Origin of the sequence: Bowmanella pacifica (assembly GCF_014645355.1) — a bacterium.
Taxonomy (GTDB): domain Bacteria; phylum Pseudomonadota; class Gammaproteobacteria; order Enterobacterales; family Alteromonadaceae; genus Bowmanella; species Bowmanella pacifica.
The window spans coordinates 559,204-581,102 of sequence record NZ_BMLS01000003.1 but is presented as its reverse complement, the minus strand read 5'-3'; the positions used below and the strand labels follow the sequence as shown (position 1 = coordinate 581,102).

General features: G+C 48.2%; 17 protein-coding genes and 3 pseudogenes. 14 read left to right on the top strand and 6 right to left on the bottom strand.

What is annotated here, in order from left to right; all coding sequences use genetic code 11:
* Positions 1-62 precede the first annotated feature (62 nt).
* Together IEX02_RS12635 and ggt are read left to right on the top strand one after the other, a co-directional pair.
* Complete coding sequence (locus IEX02_RS12635) at positions 63-827, top strand: enoyl-CoA hydratase (protein ID WP_188695568.1); 765 nt, start codon at positions 63-65, stop codon at positions 825-827.
* A gap of 83 nt (positions 828-910) precedes the next feature.
* The gene (ggt, locus tag IEX02_RS12630; RefSeq protein WP_373284998.1) at positions 911-2,650 is read left to right on the top strand and encodes a gamma-glutamyltransferase; all 1,740 of its coding nucleotides are present in this window, start codon (positions 911-913) and stop codon (positions 2,648-2,650) included.
* A gap of 194 nt (positions 2,651-2,844) precedes the next feature.
* Here ggt and IEX02_RS12625 read toward each other — a convergent pair whose 3' ends face one another.
* A complete protein-coding gene (locus IEX02_RS12625; protein WP_188695565.1) occupies positions 2,845-4,389 on the bottom strand; it encodes a GmrSD restriction endonuclease domain-containing protein in 1,545 nt (514 codons plus the stop codon).
* A 317-nt stretch (positions 4,390-4,706) separates the two neighbouring features.
* On the opposite strand from IEX02_RS12625, the pseudogene IEX02_RS12620 reads away from it, so the two are divergent.
* Positions 4,707-5,020: pseudogene (locus tag IEX02_RS12620) on the top strand (DMT family protein).
* Positions 5,021-5,058: 38 nt separating this feature from the next.
* Here the strand turns inward: IEX02_RS12620 and IEX02_RS12615 are convergent.
* Positions 5,059-5,520, bottom strand: coding sequence for a hypothetical protein (locus IEX02_RS12615; RefSeq protein WP_188695562.1), 462 nt, complete (start codon positions 5,518-5,520; stop codon positions 5,059-5,061).
* 151 nt (positions 5,521-5,671) lie between these two features.
* Positions 5,672-6,637, bottom strand: coding sequence for a cysteine synthase A (cysK, locus tag IEX02_RS12610; RefSeq protein ID WP_188695559.1), 966 nt, complete (start codon positions 6,635-6,637; stop codon positions 5,672-5,674).
* Positions 6,638-6,854: 217 nt separating this feature from the next.
* On the opposite strand from cysK, the gene IEX02_RS12605 reads away from it, so the two are divergent.
* The 6 genes from IEX02_RS12605 to IEX02_RS12580 all read left to right on the top strand — a co-directional run bounded on the left by IEX02_RS12605 (position 6,855) and on the right by IEX02_RS12580 (position 17,175).
* Positions 6,855-7,691, top strand: a complete 837-nt coding sequence (locus IEX02_RS12605; protein ID WP_188695554.1) for an AAA family ATPase — start codon at positions 6,855-6,857, stop codon at positions 7,689-7,691.
* Positions 7,691-8,866, top strand: a complete 1,176-nt coding sequence (locus IEX02_RS12600; RefSeq protein WP_188695551.1) for a vWA domain-containing protein — start codon at positions 7,691-7,693, stop codon at positions 8,864-8,866. Before IEX02_RS12605 ends, IEX02_RS12600 begins: the two co-directional genes overlap by 1 nt.
* The gene (locus tag IEX02_RS12595; protein WP_188695548.1) at positions 8,866-9,999 is read left to right on the top strand and encodes an RDD family protein; all 1,134 of its coding nucleotides are present in this window, start codon (positions 8,866-8,868) and stop codon (positions 9,997-9,999) included. The genes IEX02_RS12600 and IEX02_RS12595 overlap by 1 nt, the downstream gene beginning before the upstream one ends.
* Positions 10,000-10,030: 31 nt before the next feature.
* Positions 10,031-10,819 (top strand): DUF4412 domain-containing protein, encoded by a 789-nt coding sequence (locus IEX02_RS12590; protein ID WP_188695545.1) that lies wholly within the window; start codon positions 10,031-10,033, stop codon positions 10,817-10,819.
* A gap of 178 nt (positions 10,820-10,997) precedes the next feature.
* A complete protein-coding gene (locus IEX02_RS12585; RefSeq protein WP_188695542.1) occupies positions 10,998-12,518 on the top strand; it encodes a S10 family peptidase in 1,521 nt (506 codons plus the stop codon).
* Positions 12,519-12,702: 184 nt separating this feature from the next.
* Positions 12,703-17,175, top strand: coding sequence for a PAS domain S-box protein (locus IEX02_RS12580; RefSeq protein WP_188695539.1), 4,473 nt, complete (start codon positions 12,703-12,705; stop codon positions 17,173-17,175).
* 60 nt (positions 17,176-17,235) lie between these two features.
* Here the strand turns inward: IEX02_RS12580 and IEX02_RS20380 are convergent.
* Positions 17,236-17,391: pseudogene (locus IEX02_RS20380) on the bottom strand (tyrosine-type recombinase/integrase); the annotation flags it as partial.
* Between the two features lie 400 nt (positions 17,392-17,791).
* On the opposite strand from IEX02_RS20380, the gene IEX02_RS12570 reads away from it, so the two are divergent.
* Positions 17,792-18,268 (top strand): GNAT family N-acetyltransferase, encoded by a 477-nt coding sequence (locus tag IEX02_RS12570; RefSeq protein WP_188695534.1) that lies wholly within the window; start codon positions 17,792-17,794, stop codon positions 18,266-18,268.
* A gap of 97 nt (positions 18,269-18,365) precedes the next feature.
* Here the strand turns inward: IEX02_RS12570 and IEX02_RS20595 are convergent, their stop codons facing one another.
* Together IEX02_RS20595 and IEX02_RS20590 are read right to left on the bottom strand one after the other, a co-directional pair.
* Positions 18,366-18,515: a hypothetical protein gene (locus tag IEX02_RS20595; RefSeq protein WP_188695532.1), complete on the bottom strand. Its 150-nt coding sequence runs from the start codon at positions 18,513-18,515 to the stop codon at positions 18,366-18,368.
* Positions 18,500-18,602 (bottom strand): annotated as a pseudogene (locus IEX02_RS20590) (transposase); the annotation flags it as partial. The pseudogene IEX02_RS20590 and the gene IEX02_RS20595, both read right to left, overlap by 16 nt.
* A 304-nt stretch (positions 18,603-18,906) precedes the next feature.
* On the opposite strand from IEX02_RS20590, the gene IEX02_RS12560 reads away from it, so the two are divergent.
* From IEX02_RS12560 to IEX02_RS12545, 4 genes are all read left to right on the top strand, one after another.
* Positions 18,907-19,143, top strand: coding sequence for a hypothetical protein (locus IEX02_RS12560; RefSeq protein WP_188695529.1), 237 nt, complete (start codon positions 18,907-18,909; stop codon positions 19,141-19,143).
* Positions 19,144-19,281: 138 nt separating this feature from the next.
* Positions 19,282-19,479, top strand: coding sequence for an antitermination protein NusB (locus IEX02_RS12555; RefSeq protein ID WP_188695525.1), 198 nt, complete (start codon positions 19,282-19,284; stop codon positions 19,477-19,479).
* Positions 19,480-19,580: 101 nt separating this feature from the next.
* Positions 19,581-20,687: a serine hydrolase domain-containing protein gene (locus IEX02_RS12550; protein ID WP_188695521.1), complete on the top strand. Its 1,107-nt coding sequence runs from the start codon at positions 19,581-19,583 to the stop codon at positions 20,685-20,687.
* A gap of 553 nt (positions 20,688-21,240) precedes the next feature.
* Positions 21,241-21,777 carry a GFA family protein gene (locus IEX02_RS12545; protein WP_188695519.1) on the top strand — a complete coding sequence of 179 codons (537 nt, stop codon included), beginning with the start codon at positions 21,241-21,243 and terminating at the stop codon, positions 21,775-21,777.
* The last annotated feature ends 122 nt before the right edge of the window (positions 21,778-21,899 follow it).

Below are 21,899 nucleotides of genomic sequence, written 5' to 3'. Positions count from 1 at the left end.
CGTGGAAACTGGCCCGGGGGCAGTGGTCACTGGTAAAGTGACAAAAAAGTCCGGAGAAACCCATGTCTTTGATCCAAGTGTTATATGAACAGCATGTGCTGAAGATTCAACTGAATCGTGCTGACAAGAAAAATGCCCTGTCAACGCAGATGTATGGAGAGCTGGCGCAGGCACTTGAAGAAGTAAAACAAGACCCGGCCATCAGAGCGGTGCTGTTGTGTGCGGCCGGTAACGATTTTACCGCAGGCAATGATCTGGCTGACTTTGCCGATTTTTCCGGTCGGGATATGCTCAAAGACACCGAGCGGTTTATGCACGCCTTATTGGAATGTCCCTTGCCTGTGGTGGCGCAAGTGCAGGGGATGGCGGTGGGCATTGGTACTACCTTGTTACTGCACTGCGATTTGGTGTATTGCTCACCGGATAGCCGTTTTGCCTTGCCTTTTATCAATTTAGGATTGGTACCTGAATATGCCTCCAGCTATCTGTTGCCTAAACGGGTCGGGCATGCCAAGGCTGCTGAGTGGTTGATGCTGGGTGACGCTTTTGGCGCCGAAGAAGCCTTGCAGCATGGCTTGGTGAATAAGATTGTCGATACCCCAGAGTTAACCGAAGAGGTGAACAAGGTGTTGGCCAAATTAGTGACCAAACCACGTCAGGCATTGGCTTTGACCAAGCAACTGATGAAAGGGGATATCGATGAAACCCGTCGGCAAATGGGTAAGGAGCTGGCCTGCTTTATTCAGCAACTGGACTCACCGGCCGCTAAGGAAGCCTTTGCAGCATTTCTGCAAAAGCGTAAACCCGACCCAGCGATTTTTAATTAGCCGCGCGATAAGACCGGCGGCTTTGTCAGGCCCTGTGGCCTGCTGGCATAATTAGCGTAATGTACGCGTAGAGGGGAATTGATTTGTATAAAGTGGCGTTGTTATTGGGATGGTGTTTATTGGCCTGGCCGGCAGTGGGTCAGGACAAGGCCAGGGAAGACAGAGAGCCTGAGGCCGCAACCGGATTTGCCAATAAAACCGCTGTGCGTGGGCAAAAGTTTATGGTCAGTGCGGCCAACCCTTATGCGGCCTGGGCGGGGAAAAAAGTGCTAATGCAAGGCGGCAGTGCTGTTGATGCGGCCATTGCTATTCAGGCCATGCTGACCTTGGTAGAGCCGCAGTCCTCCGGTATTGGTGGCGGTGCCTTTATGCTGTACTGGGACAATAAAAAGCAAGCTTTATACAGTTACGATGGTCGCGAAACCGCCCCCCGTGATATCAACGCTGCGCATTTTATTAAAGACGGTAAGCCCATTCCCTGGCGTGACGCCATTGTGGGTGGCCGTGCCGTTGGTGTGCCCGGCGTGCTGCGTGCACTGGAAACGGCCCACAAGGAACACGGTAAACTGCCTTGGATCAGCTTGTTTCGTGATGCCACTATTGCCGCCGAAGAAGGGTTTAAAGTCTCGCCGCGTCTGGCCAAATTGGTGGAGCTGGAATTACACCCTGGCCTAAAGCAGTTTATTGCCAGCAAGGCGTATTTTTATCCCGACGGTAAGCCTATTCAGGAAGGGTATCTGCGTAAAAATCTGCCGCTGGCGCGTACTTTTAATACTATTGCTGAAAAGGGCGCCGATGCTTTTTATCGCGGCGATCTGGCTGACAAGATAGTAGCGGCCGTGCAAAAGGCCAGTATTAATCCGGGAACTATGACGGCCCAGGATCTGGCCGAGTATAAGGCCAAAAAACGTACCCCCGTCTGTGGTGGCTATCGCCAATATAGGGTGTGCGGCATGGCGCCGCCCAGCTCCGGTGGGGTCGCGACCCTGCAAATCCTGCGTCTGCTGGAAGGTTTTGATATGGCAAGTTTTGCGCCCAATCAGCTTGAAGGCCTGCATTTATTTACCCAGGCCTCAAGGCTGGCCTTTGCAGACAGAGAAACCTTCTCGGCCGACCCGGACTTTTTCCCGCATCCGGTAGCCGCCATGATCAGTGGCTCATATATCAAAGAACGCGCCACGCTGATTGATAAAGAGCAGGATATGGGTCGCGCTTTTGCTGGCGATCCTTTCCCGCATCAGCGTTTGGCCACCGATAATGCCTATGAGCTGCCCAATACCAGCCATATTTCTATTGTTGATGCCGAAGGGAATGCGCTGTCCATGACCACCAGTATAGAAATGGCCTTTGGCTCTGGCTTGATGGTGGAAGGCTTTTTGCTGAATAACCAATTGACCGATTTCTCCTTTGTACCCGAGGTGAACCGTGCCTTGGTGGCTAATCGCGTTGAGCCGCTTAAACGGCCTCGCAGTGCCATGAGCCCGACCATGGTATTTGATAAAGAAGGGGATCTGTATCTGGTGGTCGGCTCTCCAGGTGGCAGTCGAATCATCGACTATGTGGCGCAAACCCTGGTAGGGGTGCTGGATTGGAATTTGGATATCCAGCAGGCCATCAACCTGCCGCGCATTACCAACCGTAATGACTATACGGCACTGGAAAAAGACAGTGCTCTGGAAGCGCTGGCGCCTGCATTTGAAAAGCTGGGTCACCAGGTTAAAGTGCAGGAACTTAACAGCGGCTTGCACGGCATTATGATTAAAGACGGTAAGCTAATCGGCGGCGCCGATCCCAGAAGAGAAGGGGTGGCTGTCGGTTTGTAGGATATTCGAGGTTTCACTGACCCGCCAATGGCGGGTCTTTTTTTATCTATTTAAAATAGGGTGTTACTCCGCTTTTAGCCAAGTCTTGATGCGCCAGTGAATTTTTAAGCGGGAGTTGAAGCGGCCTAGGCCGCTAAGGGAATGGAGGTTTCAGAAATTCAGACCTTTCGATTGGTTAGTTATGCTTGGAAGCTTTAGTTCTTATAAGTGCTGTTGCAATATGGGTGAGAGAGTTGTGCATTATCAATACTAGAATCGCCACCGTCGGCTTTTCGAACTCTGTGATCAATAGAAATTGATTTCTGATGGAGAATTCCTCCGCAAATTTTACATCTACTTGCATTATTTAAAGCTTCAGATATAAATGCAGCACTTTTTGTTGCTTTTGAAAATGATGTTGAACTGGTGTTCGACTGACTCACTTCATCTAAATTAATGTATGAAAATTCTTGAGACTTACTTAACTCGTCTAAGACATCAGCGGTATTAGTTTGCAAGGAAAGTTTATCAAGAATAGCATGGAAAAACTTTACTAAAGGTATGACGGCCTTATTGGCTTGCCTAGCCTTTCTAACTATTTGCTGTATTACTAGGTCTGATCTTACTATTGTGTCTTCAAACTCTTTTCGGTACTTTGTGAAAATATCCAGCTTTTTGAACTCAAGTAACTCTTTAGTGAAAACAATAACTGCATGAAAGCAACTAACTCTAAAATTCCCTGACTGACTGTAAATATAGACTGCAGGGTGAATTCCCAGTGAAGAAGGGTGAATATCGTTGACTCTTTGAAGAGATTTTCTTATTTCACATAGGGTCTTAAGTGTTTCATCTCCAGTGTGGTCTTCGTCTTTTATGTTTGCCCCTAGTAATTTAACCAACTCAAAAACCATTGCGAGTGATGTGCTAGCATGATTTTTCCCTCCCAATGGGAGATCTAGTGTTTTTATTGGTGTTGATAGTTCAGGCTTGAAAATAAGATCATTGATTTTTTCTGCTTCATCCTGAATTTTCTTTGATAACTCTGTTTCAAATACACCCCAATATTTGTATCCTTGCCCTCCTCTTAAAATAGCTCTGGAACATAATCCAGCAGGCATCCTTCTAGCTTCTAATATTGCAATTTCTGTCTCGCTAATGGGAGTGGATTTTTGATTTATTTTGAAGAAACTACTTTCTGCTTTTTTTGAATCCCCATCCACCCATTGTAGCTGCAATGCTCTTGTACCAAAGTTTTTGAGTCTTTTCTTTACATGGTCTGCCGCAATCTCAGGTTCAAACAGTGCGTCCTTAAAGTCTTTGAATGCTCCGATATCTTGATTAATCATTTGACGCGCTTTCTTTGCAGCGTCTAACTGTTGTTCGGGAATAGCGTTGTCGAAAAACTTTCTAGATATTTTTCCATCGCCGTAATCATCGTTCACCCAAGCAGCAATCGCACTAATTCTATGTGCTCCATCTATTACAAATGTATAGCTATCTGCATATTTCCATAAAATTATTGCAGGAACTAAATCGCCGTCCAAGAAACTCTCTACTAGGTCTTTAACTTTGTCAGCATCCCACTCATTTGTCTCACGTTGAAAATCTGGCTTGCGCAATGACGAAAAGAAAAAGCCGGGTATTTCAAAATCACCATAGCTAAGTGTGGTTTTGTGGGGGCCTTGCGAATTATGAGCCTGGTCTTGAACTTCAAAATCATCTCTACCAATAAGTGCGTCTAAAAATAATTTTTGGGCCATTTCTTATCCTAAATACTATTGAACCGTCATTTGCCGCGACTCTTTTGTTGGTGAATCGCCATATTTGAATGTTAAACATGTGGTTGTCGTATGCGGCTGTTTTGTAACATGTTTGTAACCCTTTGCCTAGCAAGAGTTTTTTGGATTACACCAAGTTTGTGAAGGTAAATGTGTTGATAGGCATTAGTATTGCTGTGATACGGCATTCTGCTTTCAAAGAAAAAATACCGCCGCAGGGTGATTGGCGAAAGCAGAGGGCGAGCGCAGAATAGGCGTCTGCGTGTTTACCTACCTTGTTTATGTAAAACCCGGTTGTTATTTGTGTACTGCTGATACGCTGCAATCTGTTTGTAACCTGCGATGGTCATTTTAAAGGGATGAGCAGCAAGCCCTGGCTAATTGCCGCACTGGTATGTTGGGGTATCGCCTTATTTGAATATCTGTTGCAGGTGCCGGCCAATCTTGGCTATACGGTATTGTCCGTGGGACAGCTAAAGATTATTCAGGAGGTGATTACCTTAAGCCTGTTTGTTCCCTTTGCGGTGCTTCACTTAAAGGAGCCACTGGAGCTGACTATCTGTGGGCAGACATGTGTCTGATGGGGGCGGTGTTTTTTTATGTTCCACGATAAACCGGCTTGATGTTGAGAGAAAGGGGCCATAAGGCCCCTTACATAAATTTGTCCACTTCGATTTCGTCAACCCGCCAGTCACCGCTGATTTTCAGCAAGTTGACGGTGCGTAAATCTTCTTTCTTTTCACCGTGATCGGTGCCGGTAAAGAAGATGACTACCGAGGCTTTATCTGAGTATTCCGAACGCATCTTGTTGTTGCCGGAGTCCACCATCATTTCCACTTCCTGGTAGGTCAGGTTCATAACATGGCGCTGGAAGTTACGGCTGGTTTTATAGTTTTTCAGCAGTCGTGCCATTTTAGGGGAACTGAGTTTAAGTGTTTCCTGAATATTCCCGTCATGGTAGAGGTGATCAAAAAACTCAATGGCAGCGTATTCGGGGGTGCCCTGAGCGAGCATGCCGTAACGGCCGACACCGTCAGATTTTTTCCCTTCGCTGCAACCGCTTAGTAACACCAGACCGGCCAGCAAAGCGCTGGTTAACAGGGCTCTTAACATCTTATTCCCGTGTATAGCTGTAATGAACAGCCTGAGTCTGCAAGCTTGCCTGTAAAAAGTAAAGTCTGTGTTGCTTAACCTTAACTTACAGCTTGATACCCAATTAAAAAAAGCGCTCAGTTGAGCGCTTTTTAGGGTTACCTTTCGGTGATTACTGTTCCAGCTCGGCGTCGCTGAAGGCACCAGCAAACAGCGGGCTGGACAGATAACGCTCGGCTGAGCTTGGCAGAATAACTACGATGGTTTTGTCGGCATTTTCCGGCTTTTCGGCCAGACGCTTAGCCGCTACCACGGCTGCACCGGAAGAAATACCGGCCAGAATACCTTCCTCGCGCATCAAGCGATGGGCCATTTCCATGGCTTCATCGTTGCCGACCTGTTCAACCACATCTACCAGATCTAAATCCAGGTTGCCGGGAATAAAGCCGGCACCGATGCCCTGGATTTTATGTGGACCAGGGGTTAGCTCCTGACCGGCTTTGGCTTGAGTGATAACGGGAGAGTCGCTGGGCTCCACTGCTACAGACAGCACCGCTTTGCCTTGGGTATTTTTCAGGTAACGGCTAACGCCGGTAAGCGTGCCACCCGTACCTACACCGGCAACAAAGATATCTACCTTGCCGTCAGTGGCTTCCCAGATTTCGGGACCTGTGGTCTTTTCATGGATCTCAGGGTTAGCCGGGTTATCAAATTGCTGCAGCATCACGTATTTCGACGGATCGGAGTCAACAATTTCCTGGGCCTTGACAATGGCACCTTTCATGCCTTTGGGGCCTTCGGTTAAGACTAAGTTGGCACCTAAGGCTTTTAACAGTTTACGACGCTCCAGACTCATGGTGCTTGGCATCGTCAGGGTTAGCTTGTAGCCACGGGAGGCGGCCACAAAGGCCAGAGCGATACCTGTGTTGCCACTGGTAGGTTCAACCAGCTCTTTATCTTTGGTCAGCACACCGCTTTTTTCGGCGTCCCAAACCATATTGGCACCGATACGGCACTTAACACTGAAGCTGGGGTTACGGGCTTCGACTTTAGCATATACGTTGCCACCCGTTACCCGGTTTAGTTTAACCAGTGGGGTATTACCAATGGACTCAGAATTATCTTTAAATACTTGCATGGTGATTCCTTGCGTAACGGCCGCCGCCCGGAGTCTTGTGACCAGAAAGCTGGATTTGAACAAAATCCATACTCAAAAAGTCAGCAAGTCCTGGCGCCGGACTAAAATTTTGTCCCCAGTTTAGGGGAATGTGTAATAGATTAAGGCTCTTAGACTAAAAACAAACTGCTTTTTCGCTATATGATATTGTGAATCATCACAATCATTAGAGTAGTCTATGTCCTTTACCGGTACCGATAACTATATTGCCAGCCAGGAATTGCAGTTGGCCGTCAATGCTGCCATCAGTTTGCAGCGCCCCTTGCTGATTAAAGGAGAACCCGGTACGGGTAAAACCCTGCTGGCTGAAGAGGTAGCCAAAAGCCTGGATACTGAGCTTTATGCCTGGCATATCAAATCTACCACTAAAGCCCAGCAAGGCTTGTATGAGTATGACGCAGTATCCAGGCTGCGCGACTCACAGCTTGGCGACGCCAAGGTGCAGGACATCAGCAACTATATTGTTAAAGGTAAATTATGGCAGGCCTTTGAAGCCCCCAAACGCCCCGTGCTGTTGATTGATGAAATCGACAAAGCCGATATCGAATTTCCCAACGACCTGTTGCTGGAGCTGGACCGTATGGAGTTTCATGTGTACGAAACCCGTCAGACCATTAAAGCTCAGCAGCGCCCGGTGGTGATTATTACCTCTAACAATGAAAAAGAGCTGCCCGACGCTTTTTTACGCCGCTGTTTTTTCCATTACATTCGCTTTCCTGAGCCTGACGAAATGCGCAGTATCGTCGAAGTGCATTTTCCCAAATTAAAACAGCAGCTGCTGAATCAAGCGCTGGATTCCTTTTTTAACCTGCGCGATATGCCGGGCCTTAAGAAGAAGCCCTCCACCTCCGAGCTTATCGACTGGCTGAAGTTACTGGTGGCCGAAGACATTCCGCCTGAGGCGCTGCAAAGTAAAGATGCCAAGCACAGTATTCCGCCACTTTATGGGGCGCTTTTGAAAAATGAGCAGGACATTCACCTGTTTGAAAAACTGGCCTTTATGGCCAAACGCTGATGCTGATTGCCTTCTTCTTTCGTCTGCGCGCCTATGGCCTGGCAGTAAGTCTGCGTGAGCTGCTGGATTTATTGGGAGCGTTAAAAGCCGGTTTGGTGTTTGCCGATATGCAGGGCTTTTATTATTTGGCCCGCACCATCTTGGTCAAAGACGAAAGCCAATACGACAAATTTGATCAGGCCTTTGCTGATTATTTTGATGGCGTACAAAGCCTGGATTTGTTCGCTGAAGTTCCACAAGACTGGCTGCGTAGGGAATTAGACCGGCACTTCAGCGAAGAGGAAAAACGCCGTATTCACGCCTTGGGCGGTCTGGAAAAGCTGATGGAGACCCTGCGTGAACGTTTAAAAGAACAACAAAAGCGTCATCAGGGGGGCAACAAATGGATAGGCACTGGCGGTACTTCGCCCTTTGGTGCCTATGGCTATAACCCTGAAGGCGTGCGCATTGGCCAGGACGGCAATCGCCAGTTCAGTGCTGCCAAAGTGTGGGATAAGCGTGAGTTTCGCAATCTGGCCAACGATGTGGAGTTGGGCACCCGTAACCTCAAAGTCGCGCTTCGAAAGCTGCGCCAATTTGCCCGAACCGGCGCCAGTGAAGAGCTGGACTTGCCTCAGACCATAACCGGCACCGCCAGAAATGCCGGCATGCTCGACTTGCATATGCAGCCGCTTCGGCATAACAGTGTTAAGCTGCTGATGTTTTTTGATGTGGGTGGCTCTATGGACGAGTACATCCAGTTATGTGAGCAGCTTTTTTCAGCGGTCAGAAGCGAATTTAAGCATCTGGAATATTTTTATTTTCATAACTGTATCTACGAAGGAGTGTGGCAGGATAATGGCCGCCGTCATGAGCGTTTACCTGTGTGGGACATCATTCACAAATACGCCGCTGACTATAAGGTGATTTTTGTCGGTGACGCCACTATGGGGCCTTATGAAATTACCTATCCTGGCGGCAGTGTCGAGCACTGGAACGAAGAGCCTGGTGCCACCTGGATGCAGCGGCTGCTGGGGTACTTTAAACACAGTGTTTGGCTCTGTCCCCAGCCTCAAAGTTACTGGCATTATTATGCGTCTATCGGCGTGATACAGAAGATAATGGGGGAGCGCTTTTATCCCATGACGCTGGAAGGCGTAACGCAGGCCATAAAAAAATTACAGGAAAAACAATAATGCCTTCTCAAGCTATGACTCAACAGGAAACCCGTGAAATTATCACCCCTTATGCTTTTAAAGTGGCGGATGAATTGCTGGGTACGCCGCTCGCGGGCCCCATCAGGCGCGGGATTGCGTTGCTGTTGGATCTCTTATTAGTTGCCATGCTGGCAACAGTGAACAGTTTGATCCTGGCAGCGCTATTCTGTTGGATGTTCTGGCATGCCAGCAGTCGTTTACATGCCCGCAGCCCGGAAAAACGCCGTAGCAACCTGGCCCTGAGAATTGCATCACTGTTTATGCTGTTTATATTTGCCACCGGGTTGTTTGAAGCCTTGTCACCGGACGACAACTACAGCGATGATGCAGAGGTAACCAACTACACTGCCACCGAGAGTTTGGTGCTGCTGGCCCTGAGTACCAAACATCTCACAGGTATAGCTAGCCTTAAAGACGATGTTGCTGCGGGGGTGTGTAAACCGGCGCTCACTTGTTGGCAAACGGCAGGGGAGTCCCTGGTGGATGATTTGGTAGATGCTGAACTGTCGCCGGAAACGGCTAAAAAACTGCTTAGCGAATTTTCTCAGGCAACATCCGACATTTTGGATAAGTCGGCGCGCGCGCAGTTAGAAGCAGACTTGTTGGCGTTGTACGACCAAAAAAATCCTCAGCCCGTTGCCACAGACAAGCCACAAACTGCCGATACCAAGTCAGAAGCAAAGGAAGAGACCACTCCCAGCCAAGAAATACCCAGCATTGATAAATCAAGCACAGATTACAGTGTGGTTAACTGGGTAAAAGGGCTGGCAGAAGACCTGGGGCTGGGCTTTGGTTGGGCGGCATTTTACTTTTCAGTTTTTACCGCCTGGTGGCAAGGCCAAACACCGGCCAAAAAGCTATTGGGTATAAGGGTGATTAAGCTGGATGGTAACGGTTTGAATTTGTGGGAGAGCTTTGGTCGCTACGGTGGCTATGGTGCCGGTGTTGCCACTGGCCTGTTAGGCTTTTTGCAAATATATTGGGATGCCAATCGTCAGGCAATTCAGGATAAGATATCAGAAACCCTGGTTATTGATTTACGCAAACCCAAAGTGGTGTTGAGTGAGCAGCAGGTTGCTACGCTGGAACATCAAACACAGGCATCGAATTAAGCGCTGCCACTATCTAAAAAGGAAGATAACGATGAAAGCCAAATCTCTTGTTGCTCTGGCGGTACTGAGCACTCTTAGTCTGGGTGTTAATGCCGATAGTCTCATTACCGTCGTCAGTCAGGATGTGGACGGCAGCGAAACCTCAAAGATTTATGTGGCTTCTGGCAAAACGGCGGCGGTTAACGCTCGGGGGCAAACTGATTTTATCTTTGATACTAAGAAAAACCTCGCCATCGCCCTTAATCATGATGATCAGCAGTATGTGCATGTCGATGCCGAGCAAATGCAGAAAATGGCAGAGGGCCTGGGCCAGATGCAGCAGCAAATGCAAAGCATGATGGAACAGCAGATGCAAGGCATGAGCGAGGAAGAAAAAGCGCAGATGCGTGAAATGATGGGCGGTCTGATGCCAGGTGGTCAATCAAAAGAGAAAGTCAGCATTAAAGAAACCGGTAAGTCCGACAAAATTAACGGCTACAACTGCAAATGGATAAACCTTAACCGCGGCGATGAGCTGCTTAGCGAAGCCTGTGTGGTCAGCGTTAAGGATGTGGATATGGCCGAAGAGGATTTTGCTACCTTAATCGGCTTTTTGGACAGAATGAGTGAGTTTGCCAGCCAAATGGGTGACAACGACGAGATGATGCTTAACCAGCATTTGTTGGGCAAAAAACAAGTGCCAGTGCAAATCAAGGATTATGAAGACGGCGAAATTGAGGTCAGCACCTTGAGTTTTGCACAAAAGGCTGCCCCAAAGGGTGTTTTTGCGATTCCCGAAGGTTATCAGCAGATGAAAATGCCGGAAATGGTAGATTATTAACCTCTGGATCTGAGTGAAGCATATTCTTAAATGATAGACAGACCGTATAGAGATTGCGGCCAATGCGGCCGACAGGGGCCGCAGCACTTGTTAGGATAATGTTATCCGGCAGGTGTGCGGCATCTTCACCTGCTTTTACTGGGGTGATAAGCCCTACCAAACTGCTATGTGAAAAATTATGTTAACAACAAGAAAAATAGCCAAGCCGGCTTTATTGGCAATTACCCTGATATTCAGTCAGTGGACACAGGCCAATAACCGTGAAATAGAAGTGGACCACAAGGTGGTCACAGAGCATAAAACCCAGATTGAAGGACAGCGTGTTGCATACTCTGCCACCACGGGTACCCAACCTGTGTGGGATGACGAAGGCAAAGCCGTTGCCACCTTGTTTTATACCTACTATCAGCGTACCGATGTGAAAGATCAGGCTTCCCGGCCCTTGGTGATTTCCTTTAACGGTGGCCCAGGTTCCGCGTCGGTATGGATGCATATTGCTTACACCGGCCCGCGTATCCTGAAGATTGATGACGAAGGTTATCCGGTTCAGCCCTATGGCATCGACACTAACCCCTATTCGATCCTGGATGTGGCGGATATTGTGTTTGTGAATCCGGTGAACACCGGTTACAGCCGCGTATTAAAAGACGCTGACGGCAAAATGCCAGCCAAAGATAAGCAAAAAGAACAGTTCTTTGGCGTCAATGCCGATATCAAGTACCTGGCGGAATGGGTGAATACCTTTGTCACCCGCAATAATCGCTGGTTGTCACCTAAGTTCCTGATTGGCGAGAGCTATGGCACCACTCGGGTGTCTGGTCTGGCACTTGCCTTGCAAAATAACCAGTGGATGTACCTAAATGGCGTGATTTTGGTGTCGCCCACAGATATCGGTATTGAGCGCGACGGCCCGGTGAAAGCGGCCAACCGTTTGCCCTATTTTGCTGCCACTGCCTGGCATCATGGCAAGCTGGATAAAGAGTTGCAGGCACTGGATTTAGATGCGCTGCTGCCTCAGGTAGAAGACTTTACCCTGAATAAATTGATCCCCGCGCTTAGCAAAGGCAGCTTTATTGATGCGGCTGAGAAACAAGCGGTTATTGCCCAGATGGCCCGTTATTCAGGCTTAAATCCACAGGTGATTGCGCAGAGTAACCTGGATGTCAGCACGGCATTTTTCTGGAAAGAGCTGTTGCGGGACGAAGGTAAGACTGTGGGGCGTTTAGACAGCCGTTACCTGGGTATCGATGAAAAAGAGGTGGGCGATAAGCCAGACTACTGGGCTGAATTAACCTCCTGGTTGCATTCGTTTACGCCGGCTATTAACTATTACCTGCGCGAAGAACTGAATTATAAAACCGACATTAAATACAATATGTTCGGGCCTGTGCATCCCTGGGATCGCAGCGATAATAAAACCGGCGAGAATCTACGTCTGGCTATGGCACAAAACCCTTATCTGAAAGTCTTGATTCAGTCGGGCTACTACGACGGCGCCACCAATTATTTTGATGCCAAGTACAACATGTGGCATCTGGATCCCAGCGGTAAAATGAAAGCGCGCCTGAGTTTCAAGGGCTATCGCAGTGGCCATATGATGTATCTGCGACGTGAGGACTTAAAAGCCTCTAACCAGGATTTGCGTGAGTTCATTCGCGCAGCCCTGCCGGGCGAACAATCCGCCCACTATGCCCGATAAGTAAAAAAAGCCCCGTTAACCGGGGCTTTTTTATACGCAAATGTCGGGTTATTGCATGTGAATGCATAATAGGTATAAATGAACATATATAAAACGCCGTCACATTCCTTGTCACAGTTTTGCTACATTGTAAGCTGTAGCGCTTAATTTCAGACAGGGACAGTCCGGCATGCCTGGACGATTTATGCACCTAAAATCAGTTCGAAATATGCTCTGGCTTGCCTTGTTCAGCCCCTTTACTTATGCCACATCGGAGTCGGCGACCATGCTGGATCCTCAAATAACGCAGATTCTTCTTATTGTTGTATTGGTTGTTGCCTTGCTATTGGCCGGGGCCTGGCTGTTGGCCCGCCGCAGGGTAGGGCAACAGCAAACAGAAATGGCTGAACAAAAGGCGCAATTGCACAACAAGCAGAGTCTGTTGGATGGGTTTAACCTCGGCATGCTGCATCTGGACAGCCAAGGCAATGTGCTGTACGTCAACCGTATTGCAGCCTACTGGCTGGGGGGCAAAGCAGAATCGTTATTAGGAACCGAACTTAGTCGTTGGGTGCAGGAGGAAGCCGCGTCGCCTCTGCTTGGTGCGCTTTCCAGTTTGGTGGATTGCAAAGTGCAGTGGTTCAGCCCCAAGGCTGAGCGACATATTTTGTTAAGCGCCTACCCGCTGAGCAAGCCCAAAGACGAGCTTGCCATGATCCTGACCTTACAGGATGTCAGTAGCTATCAACAGCAGATAACCGAACTACAAGACGATGTGGCCTGCTTGGACGGCCTGCGCGGGCAAGCCGGTTTAGCACAGCTCAGCTTAAATCTTAAAGACAAGCAGGCCAGTGCCGATCCATTGCTGCAAAGCTGGTTGGGCTTGGCCCAGGCCGAGTGCAGTCTGGACGCATTGAAAGCCAAAGTGCTTAGCAGTGACTGGGCCAATTGGATACTGGCGATTGAGCACAGTATTGACGATAACGAATTAGACCTTGCCGGCAGCTTAGAAACGCCGCATGGGCAAAAGCCGGTTAGATTACTGGGGCGTATTGTTCAACGTGACGATGGCAACCGACCACAACTGCTGCAGTGCCAATTACAGGATCTTACTGAGATTAATCAGGCTAAACGTAATCTGGACGCGTCTCGCAGCCAATTTAAGTCTCTGTTAACCGCCAGCAGTCAGCCGCTGTATTTATTGAATGCCCAAGGTGAGTTTGTTGATTGCAACCTGGCGTTTCAGCGTTTGTTTGGCGTGAGTATGATGCAATTGCAGGGCAAAACAGTGGAGCTGGTGGGGCTGTTTGATGATGCTGTCTGTCAGTTGCATCAGTCTGGCGATCTGGCTATGTCGTCCATGGCGGGGCAGGGGCGTGAATTCAATGTACCCTTTAAGGATGGCAGCTTGCGACCGCTGCGTTTTCGTTTGCAACCGCTTAAAGACGGTGAGGGCAATAGACATGGTACGCTGGGGCAGATTGAGGACTTGTCTGAGCTTAGGGGAATTCAAGCTAATCTGAGGGAAATACAGCAACAGTTTGATCAGTTTATGAATGCCTCGCCACTGGGCATAGTGCTGATGGATGCCGAGGAGCATTTACGTCAGGCCAACCAGCCGATGCTGGAGCGCTTTGGATATAGTGAGCTGGAACTGAATAAGATGTCGCTTTATCAGTTGTTTGCTGAACCTGGCCAGGCGGCCAGAGCGGCAAAACAGCTACAACAAGACAAGCTCAGTGCCTTGCATGTCAGTCTCAAGGACAAACACGGCAAGATACATCCCAGTGAGTTGCATGTGCATGCTATTGGTGAAGGGCAGTACTTGTGTTGGATTGCCGATATGAGTGAAAAGGCCTTCCAGCAGGATAAGTTCGAGAGTTTGCTGGCGCACAGCAGTCTGGCCATGGCGGTCTTGTCAGACAGTGGTTTCACCCGTCTTAACCCGGCAGCTTGTGAGTTTTTTGCCATTGAAGATGAACAGCAGTTATTTGGATTCTTCCCCTATTCAGAGGGTTTGAACCCGGATGCTGAGAGCGCCGATAAGCTAAAACAGAAGTTCCAGCAACTACGCAGTGATGGTAAGGCCCTGTCGCTGGTGTGGCAGCATCAGCATGGTAATGAAGCGCTGCCGTGTCAGGCCACTTATGTGCCGATGTTCAAAGGCGGGGTGCTTGAATCGGTACTTTGCATCTGGATGGATATGCGCGCCATCAATCAGGCGGCCGCCGAGCGGTTGGAAGCCATTAACTTACGTCAGGCTGCCGAGCGGCAGATGGCCGAGCAGCAGCAGTTACTGCAGAACAGTCAGGATCAGCTGGCTAGCAAAGCTAAGAGTCTGGTGGACACGCAAAGTAAGTTGCAACGCGCGCAAGAGAGCCTGTCAGAGCAACAGAATAAGATTGATGATCTGAAACAGGCCCATCAGGACGTTACGGCTCACTTGCAGGAATTGCAGCAGGAATACAGTGAAAGCTGTAAGCAATTGGCCGACAGTCAGCAGAATAATGCGGAACTGGAAACCCAGTTGGAACAGTTTAGTAGCAAAGTCGGCGCGCTGGAAAAACAACGTAACCAGATTGCTGATGCCTTGCAGCACAGCGAACGCCAGTACCGTCGCACCCAGCAACAGTTGCAGGAAAGTGAAGAGGCCGGTCAGAAACTGCGAGAAGAACAGGACGCTCAGGCGCAAAAAATGCAGCAACTGGTTGAGCAAAATAGCAGTTTGAAAGATTCGATTCAGAGTAAGGATAAGCAAATTGAAGATGTCAGCGGACAGATCAACACGCTGCAATCGCAACTGCTCAGTTCTGCAGAAGCCAGTGAATCCCTGCGCACCCAGTTGGCCAACCAGCGAAAAGCCAGTGAACAGGCCCAGCAATTACATCGAGAGGTTGAGCAGCGCTGCCGTCTGGCACAATCCGAGCTGAGCAATAAAGCCAGACAGATTGAACATTTGCAATACGAGATGCAAAAGGTCGAGGAAATGTCTTCGCAGCAGCGGGACGATTTGGAAGAACAGCACAAATTATTGCAGCAAGAGCTGCAGGCCAAACATCAGCAATTACAGGAGACCCAGCAGACGCTGGATGAAACTCGCCGTCAGTCTGAACAGGAAAAAGCCGAGAAGCAGCAACAACAGGCACACCTGACCAAGTTGCAACAAGAACTCAGCGAAATGGAACAACGTGCCGCCGAGCAGCAGCAGCAGGTGGAGTCGGTAGAGCAGGAGTGGCTGAATAAACAAGCCGCTTTGCAACAGGAGCTGGCGGACAAGCAGCAGAAGCTGCAGCAGACCGAGCAGATCCTGCAGGACGCCAAACAGCAAACCGAAGCTGAAAAAGCCGAGAAAGCCCGCCAGCAGGAAATCTACGACAAATTGAAGGCCGAGTTGGCAGACGTGGAACAGCGTGCCGTAGAACAGCAATCGCAGATGTCGCAAAGTGATGAGCAGTGGCAGACCAAGCAACAAGCCATGCAGGATGAACTGGTGGCCAAACAGCAGCAACTGCAACAAACCCAGGCACGTTTGAACGAGTATCAGCGCCAGGCGGATGACGAAAAGCAGCAGCGCCAGGAACAGCAAATGAAGCTGGATCAACTGAAGGTGGAACTGCAGGATGTGGAGAGCCGCGCTAGCCGTCAAAAAGAATTGATGGCAGGCAGCGACGAGCAGTGGCGTCAGCATCAGGCCGATATGGATGAGCAGAAGCTGCAACTGCAACAAGCATTGGAACAGGCGCGTAAGCAGAATCAGGAAATGGAAAGCCAGTTAAAAGCTAAGTTATCCGAGCTGCAGCAGGCGGAAAGTCAGGTACAGAAAACCCAGTCTGGCGAGCAGAAACTGCTGGACGAGTTGAATCAGTCCCGCCGCGATGCTGAAGCGTTGAAGAAAAAGCTCCAACAGCAAGAAGCCCAAGAAGCCAGCTTGCAGCAGCAGTTACAGGCACAGCAGCAGGTTCTGAAAGACAGCGAAAGCAACATTCAGAAACTGGAAGATGCACAAAGCGCCTTAACTTCGCAGTTGCAGTCGGTACAAAAGGAATATGAGCAGAGCCGTCGTCAGTTAAATGATCAAAGCAGCAGTCAGTCCGACCTGAGCAGCCGTATGCAAGCGTTGGAACAGGAACTGCAGCAAAGCCGGGCACAACTGGATGACCGGGAGTCGGCCTTGCAGGATGCCCAGAAGGCTCTGCACAGCAGTCAGCAAAAACTGGCCGAGCAGGAGCAGGCGCTGGTACAAGCGCACCAGCAAGAGTTGCAACAGGCCAGAGCTGAGCAGGCCGAGCAGCCACAAAAAGCCAAGCCGGCTTTTGCCGAGCAGCCTATGCCAGATACGCCCAAGGTGTGGTTCGATTTGCTGCCCTATTTACAGAAAAATCCCCATACCGGTTCGTTGGCTGGGGCACTGAATCAGTTAATGCAGGCGTTGGAACAGGCCACAAGCCAGGCCGATACTGCCATCAATGAAGAAGATACCCGTCAGATGTTGCAGGCCACCCGTCAGTTGGTGAAGCTGGCCGAGCAAATAAATTCAGAGCCGTTGATGGACCTGACCAGCCGCCTGGAAGCGGCCGCAAAGCTGGGGCATCTGGATAGCATCTCTATCTTCTGGCCTAACGTAAAACGCTCACTGATGATGACCTTAAGGGTTATCTACTCCCATTTGGACGGGTAGGGGCTGTTTCTGAACGGTAATACGTGCATATGGCTCCCTGACTTGCTGTTCGGCAATGATGTCGTTCGGACTAATAGTGCCTGCGCTTCTGTTGCCAGCAACATGGGTATAGATTTCTGTCGTTCTTAAATCGGTATGGCCAGGCAATTCCTGTATTGTTCGAATATCTGTGCCTTGTTGAAGCTGGCGTGTGGCGAACGAATGTCTGAATGTATGCGCATATGGCACTTTTCAGTGCGAAGACGGTAGTGACGGGTGCGTAATTCTTGGCGCAAGGATGCCATAAAAGGTGAGTGGCCCATCATCGCCTCCTAATCAAGATGCAGTATTTATATACAGTCCTAATATGAAAGTTGGGTTTCCGCCAATGAATCGGCACATTATCGTGAACTCATTCTCACTTTTACACTAGTTTAGTGCAAGGCTTTGAAAAACAACAAGAAAGTCAAATTGTTGTGTGTTTAGCAAGACCTCGTTTACACTGCATGCTTACTTTCTCCACAAACGCACTAGGTCGCCATATATCGTGTTAACTATTTGAAAATAAGGGATTACTGTGAAGATGGCAGGGCAAAGTGGCCTACTCAGATACGAACATTAAGCTGTTAGAGTACCAATGAACACAGAGCATGTACCAAAGATTGACTACCTTGCGAACCGCAAGGAATTTATTCCACTATTGAGCGATTGGCTCATCGAAGAATGGAAAGAGTGGTACGGAATAACCGGACCAGGTGATGCCGAGTCAGATTTGAGGTCGGCTGCACGCCTTGAAACACTCCCAATTGGATTAGTGGCAACTTTTGATGAAACACTAGTTGGGTATATCAACCTTAAACACGAACCTATTGAGGGATACAGAGATTTCGGTCCCTGGGCGGGTGCTGTACTAGTTCATCCAGCGGCCCGAGGGCGTGGTATCGGTACGCTTCTAGTTCAGCATCTTGAGGACGTGGCTAGAAATCTAGGATATACGTCCGTTTATTCAGGAAATCGCACGCATACCGGTATCATGAAAAGAAACAACTGGTTGCACGCTGGAAGTTCGCTGCACAACCAAGAGTTAATTTATGTTTATCACAAGGCACTCTAACAAGTTGCTGCAGTCTGCCCCTGCGGGGCCGGACACATAAACCGCTAGGCGCTTTATGTGCCGCTGCGCAAGGTGCTAGGGCTACTGTGCAGCATTCCTAAGATGCCCAGGCGATACGGGCATGTTTGGCGGCCAGGGCCACAATGGCGCGCTTATAGCCACGTCGTTCCAGAACGCCTTTGGCCCACAAACTCAGTTTATCGTTCTTATCTTTCAGGTTGCTGATAACCGCCCTGGCCCCTTGCACTAATAGCGCTCACCGTTATTTATGGCCTTTCTTGCTGATTCGGCCAAGCTTGTTCTGCCCGCCAGTGGAATATTGCTTCGGCACGACAGGCTTCTAACCCTACCAGGCCAACAGGCAGATTTGTCATTTCCTTCAACAACTTGGTACGGCTCACTGTTTTTGAACCAGTGGCTTGCCATGACGCTCTTCGCCATGGATACTGAAACTCAGTTTGGCTAAATCAATGCCATAGAAATAGTTGAAATCAGACATGGACGGTTCTCCTCAATGGTTGCCAGTTAAGCGTGGCATAACCCCAGGAAAGGGGGAGTCCATATCATTCGTTATACGAATCGGTGATAATTAATTAATATCTTGGGTTGTTCAGGAATAAAGTAAATAAGGAAATTAAATGAAAATCTCTTCAAAATTAGTTTTATCCGTAATCGCTTTTTCAACCATTATTGGCTTGCAAGCATTTGTCGTTTACCAACAAAATCAGGCTAATCAATCTTTACAAGCAAAAGTGAATGAGCTTCAAAACCAAGTTAATAGCTTGGATTCAACAAATGCCAAGCTGCTTTCAAAAGTAGAAAAGATCGAGAACGACTTGGAAAGCAAACCCAGACAACTGCTGTCAATGAATTAGTCGTGGATTCGTATAACAAGGCGCTATTGTCGCCGTTAATGCGGCAGGGACGGCTTACGCTTAGCTTCAGCCGCCCCAAAGCTTTGCGTTGGCAGTGTCGAGATTTCGGACATATTTAATTAAATCAAGGAGAGTAAAATGAATGGAAGTGACATCGTATCACAAGGTGGTCAATATGCTTTAGGGTTAGGAACTCTAGCTTTACTAAATGCAGGTTTGGCCCAAAGCAAAAATAGAAGTGGATTACTGTGGTTTTTTATTTCTTTACCCTTAGGCCCTATTGCTACATTCTTACTCGTCGTTTTGGAAAAACAGCCAGAAATTGAGCAGCAGTAAAAACTGCTTACAAGACGTTCAAATGGAAAAAAGCAATTGGCTTTTTCACTCATCTAACAATTTTTTTGCCGCTAACGTGACGTTGTACGTACAAGGAAGTCATGACTAGATCTATTTTAATAATATTTGCGATCGTTTTAGCTAATTTTGTTAATGCCGAAGAAAACACTGAGGTGTCTGAGCTTATAAAACCTTTGGATGTCGGCATACCGAATATTTTAGATAAACACAACGCTCCCGGTGTCGCACTAGCAATCGTAAATGGAAATAGAATCGTTGAATTTCGCTCCTATGGTTTTGCCGACGTAGCAACCGAAACGGAAATTACCCAGAGCACAATGTTCAACGTAGGATCTATTTCTAAGCTGGTTACTGTTTGGGGAGCGATGCAACTTGTAGCCCGAGGCAAAGTCGATTTAGATGCGCCAATTAATCAATATCTCAAACGCTGGCAGATTCCTGATTCTGAGTTTAGCGTGAAAAAAGTAACCTTGAGAAATATCCTATCTCATACTTCAGGCTTGTCGCTGGGACCATATGCAGGATGGGACTCTCGCGAAAAGCTATCATCTATTGTTGACTCATTAAATGGTGATAACAATGGCGCTGGATCTGTTGAGCTTATCCATGCACCCGACACCAAGTGGTCTTATTCTGGTGGTGGGTATTCAGTGGTGCAACTTTTAATTGAAGATGTATCCGGCATGGCATTTGAAGACTATATGCAGCAAAACGTGTTCGAACCTCTAAATATGGAGGATTCTACTTTCAATATTACTGAAAATGTAGTCAATAAGTCGGCAACACCTTATGACGATACCGGCAAAGTCACGGGTATGCTGTACTTCAATGAAAAAGCCGCAGCAGGTTTACAAACAACAGCTATAGACTTAGCTCGCTTTAATATGGCAATACTGCGCAACAGCGATGGGGATTATAATGGTTTAACCTTGTTACCAGAAAAACTCATTGATCTCATGATTAAGCCTGCCCCCAATACTAACGGGCGCTGGAGCATGAGCTATGTAGTTGATGCAGAAAACAATAGTCTCGGCTTTGCTGGATTTAATCGAGGTTGGGTCTCGCTATCGCGTTCTATTACTGACCTTAATTTAGGCTATGTAATATTAAATAATAGTAGTATTGGTGCAGTGAATAATGAAATTGACAGCCTTATCCTTTCTATTATCAAACAAAAGCATAAATAAAGTGTGTACCACAAAGCATTTCAGCGGATAAACCGTTGAGTGTGAGTATTATATGGAAGACGACTATTCAACTAAGAGGATATATGGCGGAGGCTACGAAGTTTTTAATTTTATATCTAATTCCAGTGATTTCCCTTGCTGTTACTTTTGGTACGTATATATTTGTTTATGGTGAGAGTGTTGATCATCCTCTAATAGATTTTTCCTTAGTCTTAGTTATGTTAGGTTTTCTGTTTTCATCGAGTTTAAGTGTTAGGCTAATCTCTCATTTTTCAGGTGGAAATGTAAATTACTTGGGTATCACTTTTGCCGTAGTAGGTTGGCTATTAGGGGGGATTCCAGTAAGTTTATATGTGTTGTTTCTTCTACAGTGAATGCAACCAACAATGCACACATAGCAAGGCGTATCACTCGCTGCCTGCGGCTGCTGGGACGTTAAACGCTAACGCGTTTCTCCTCTCGTGTACTTTGCGTTAGGCCGCCCATCTTGGGAACAGCTGCTGCACTCAGTAATGCCGTTAAGGTTAGGCTGTAAAAGGACGGAAATATTGCCATGAAAAACGCGACAAATATTGGCTGTGCTTGCGGGCAAACACGCCTGGAATTACTGGGGGAGCCAATCCTCGTGTCGGAATGCTTATGCACCAGTTGCCGGCTTGCGGCTGACCGGCTTGCTGCGCTTCCCGGTGCAAAGAGCATTCTCACTGCATACAGCGCAACGCCATGCGCAGAGTATCGTAAAGACCGTGTCCGAATCCTCTCCGGCGCGGAGTATCTAAATGAGTTTCGACTGTCGGCCGATGCGGGCACGCGCCGATTCGTGGCGACGTGCTGTAATACGCCAATCTTCATGGAGTTGAAGGGGGCGCATTGGCTGAGCGTGTATCTCCATCTCTGGCCCGAACAAGAGCAACCAAAGATCGTATTACGAACAATGACTGGCGATCTGCCCGATCGCTCGAGCCTGCCTTTTGACATTCCCAATCTGAAAACGCACAGCGTCATGTTTTACGCCAAGCTCTTGATGGCTTGGTTCAGTATGGGCTTTAAGAACCCGAAAATTAACGTGTCGGGAAAGATTGATGTCTGATATCAGGCGTAATTGGGTCCAAGCCGCCTAGTAAACAATTTAAGAGTGATTCACCACGCTTGGCATTCTTGGTTTGGGGCAGGTTCAGTGACTACGATGCTCATATTGAGTTGTGTGGTAGC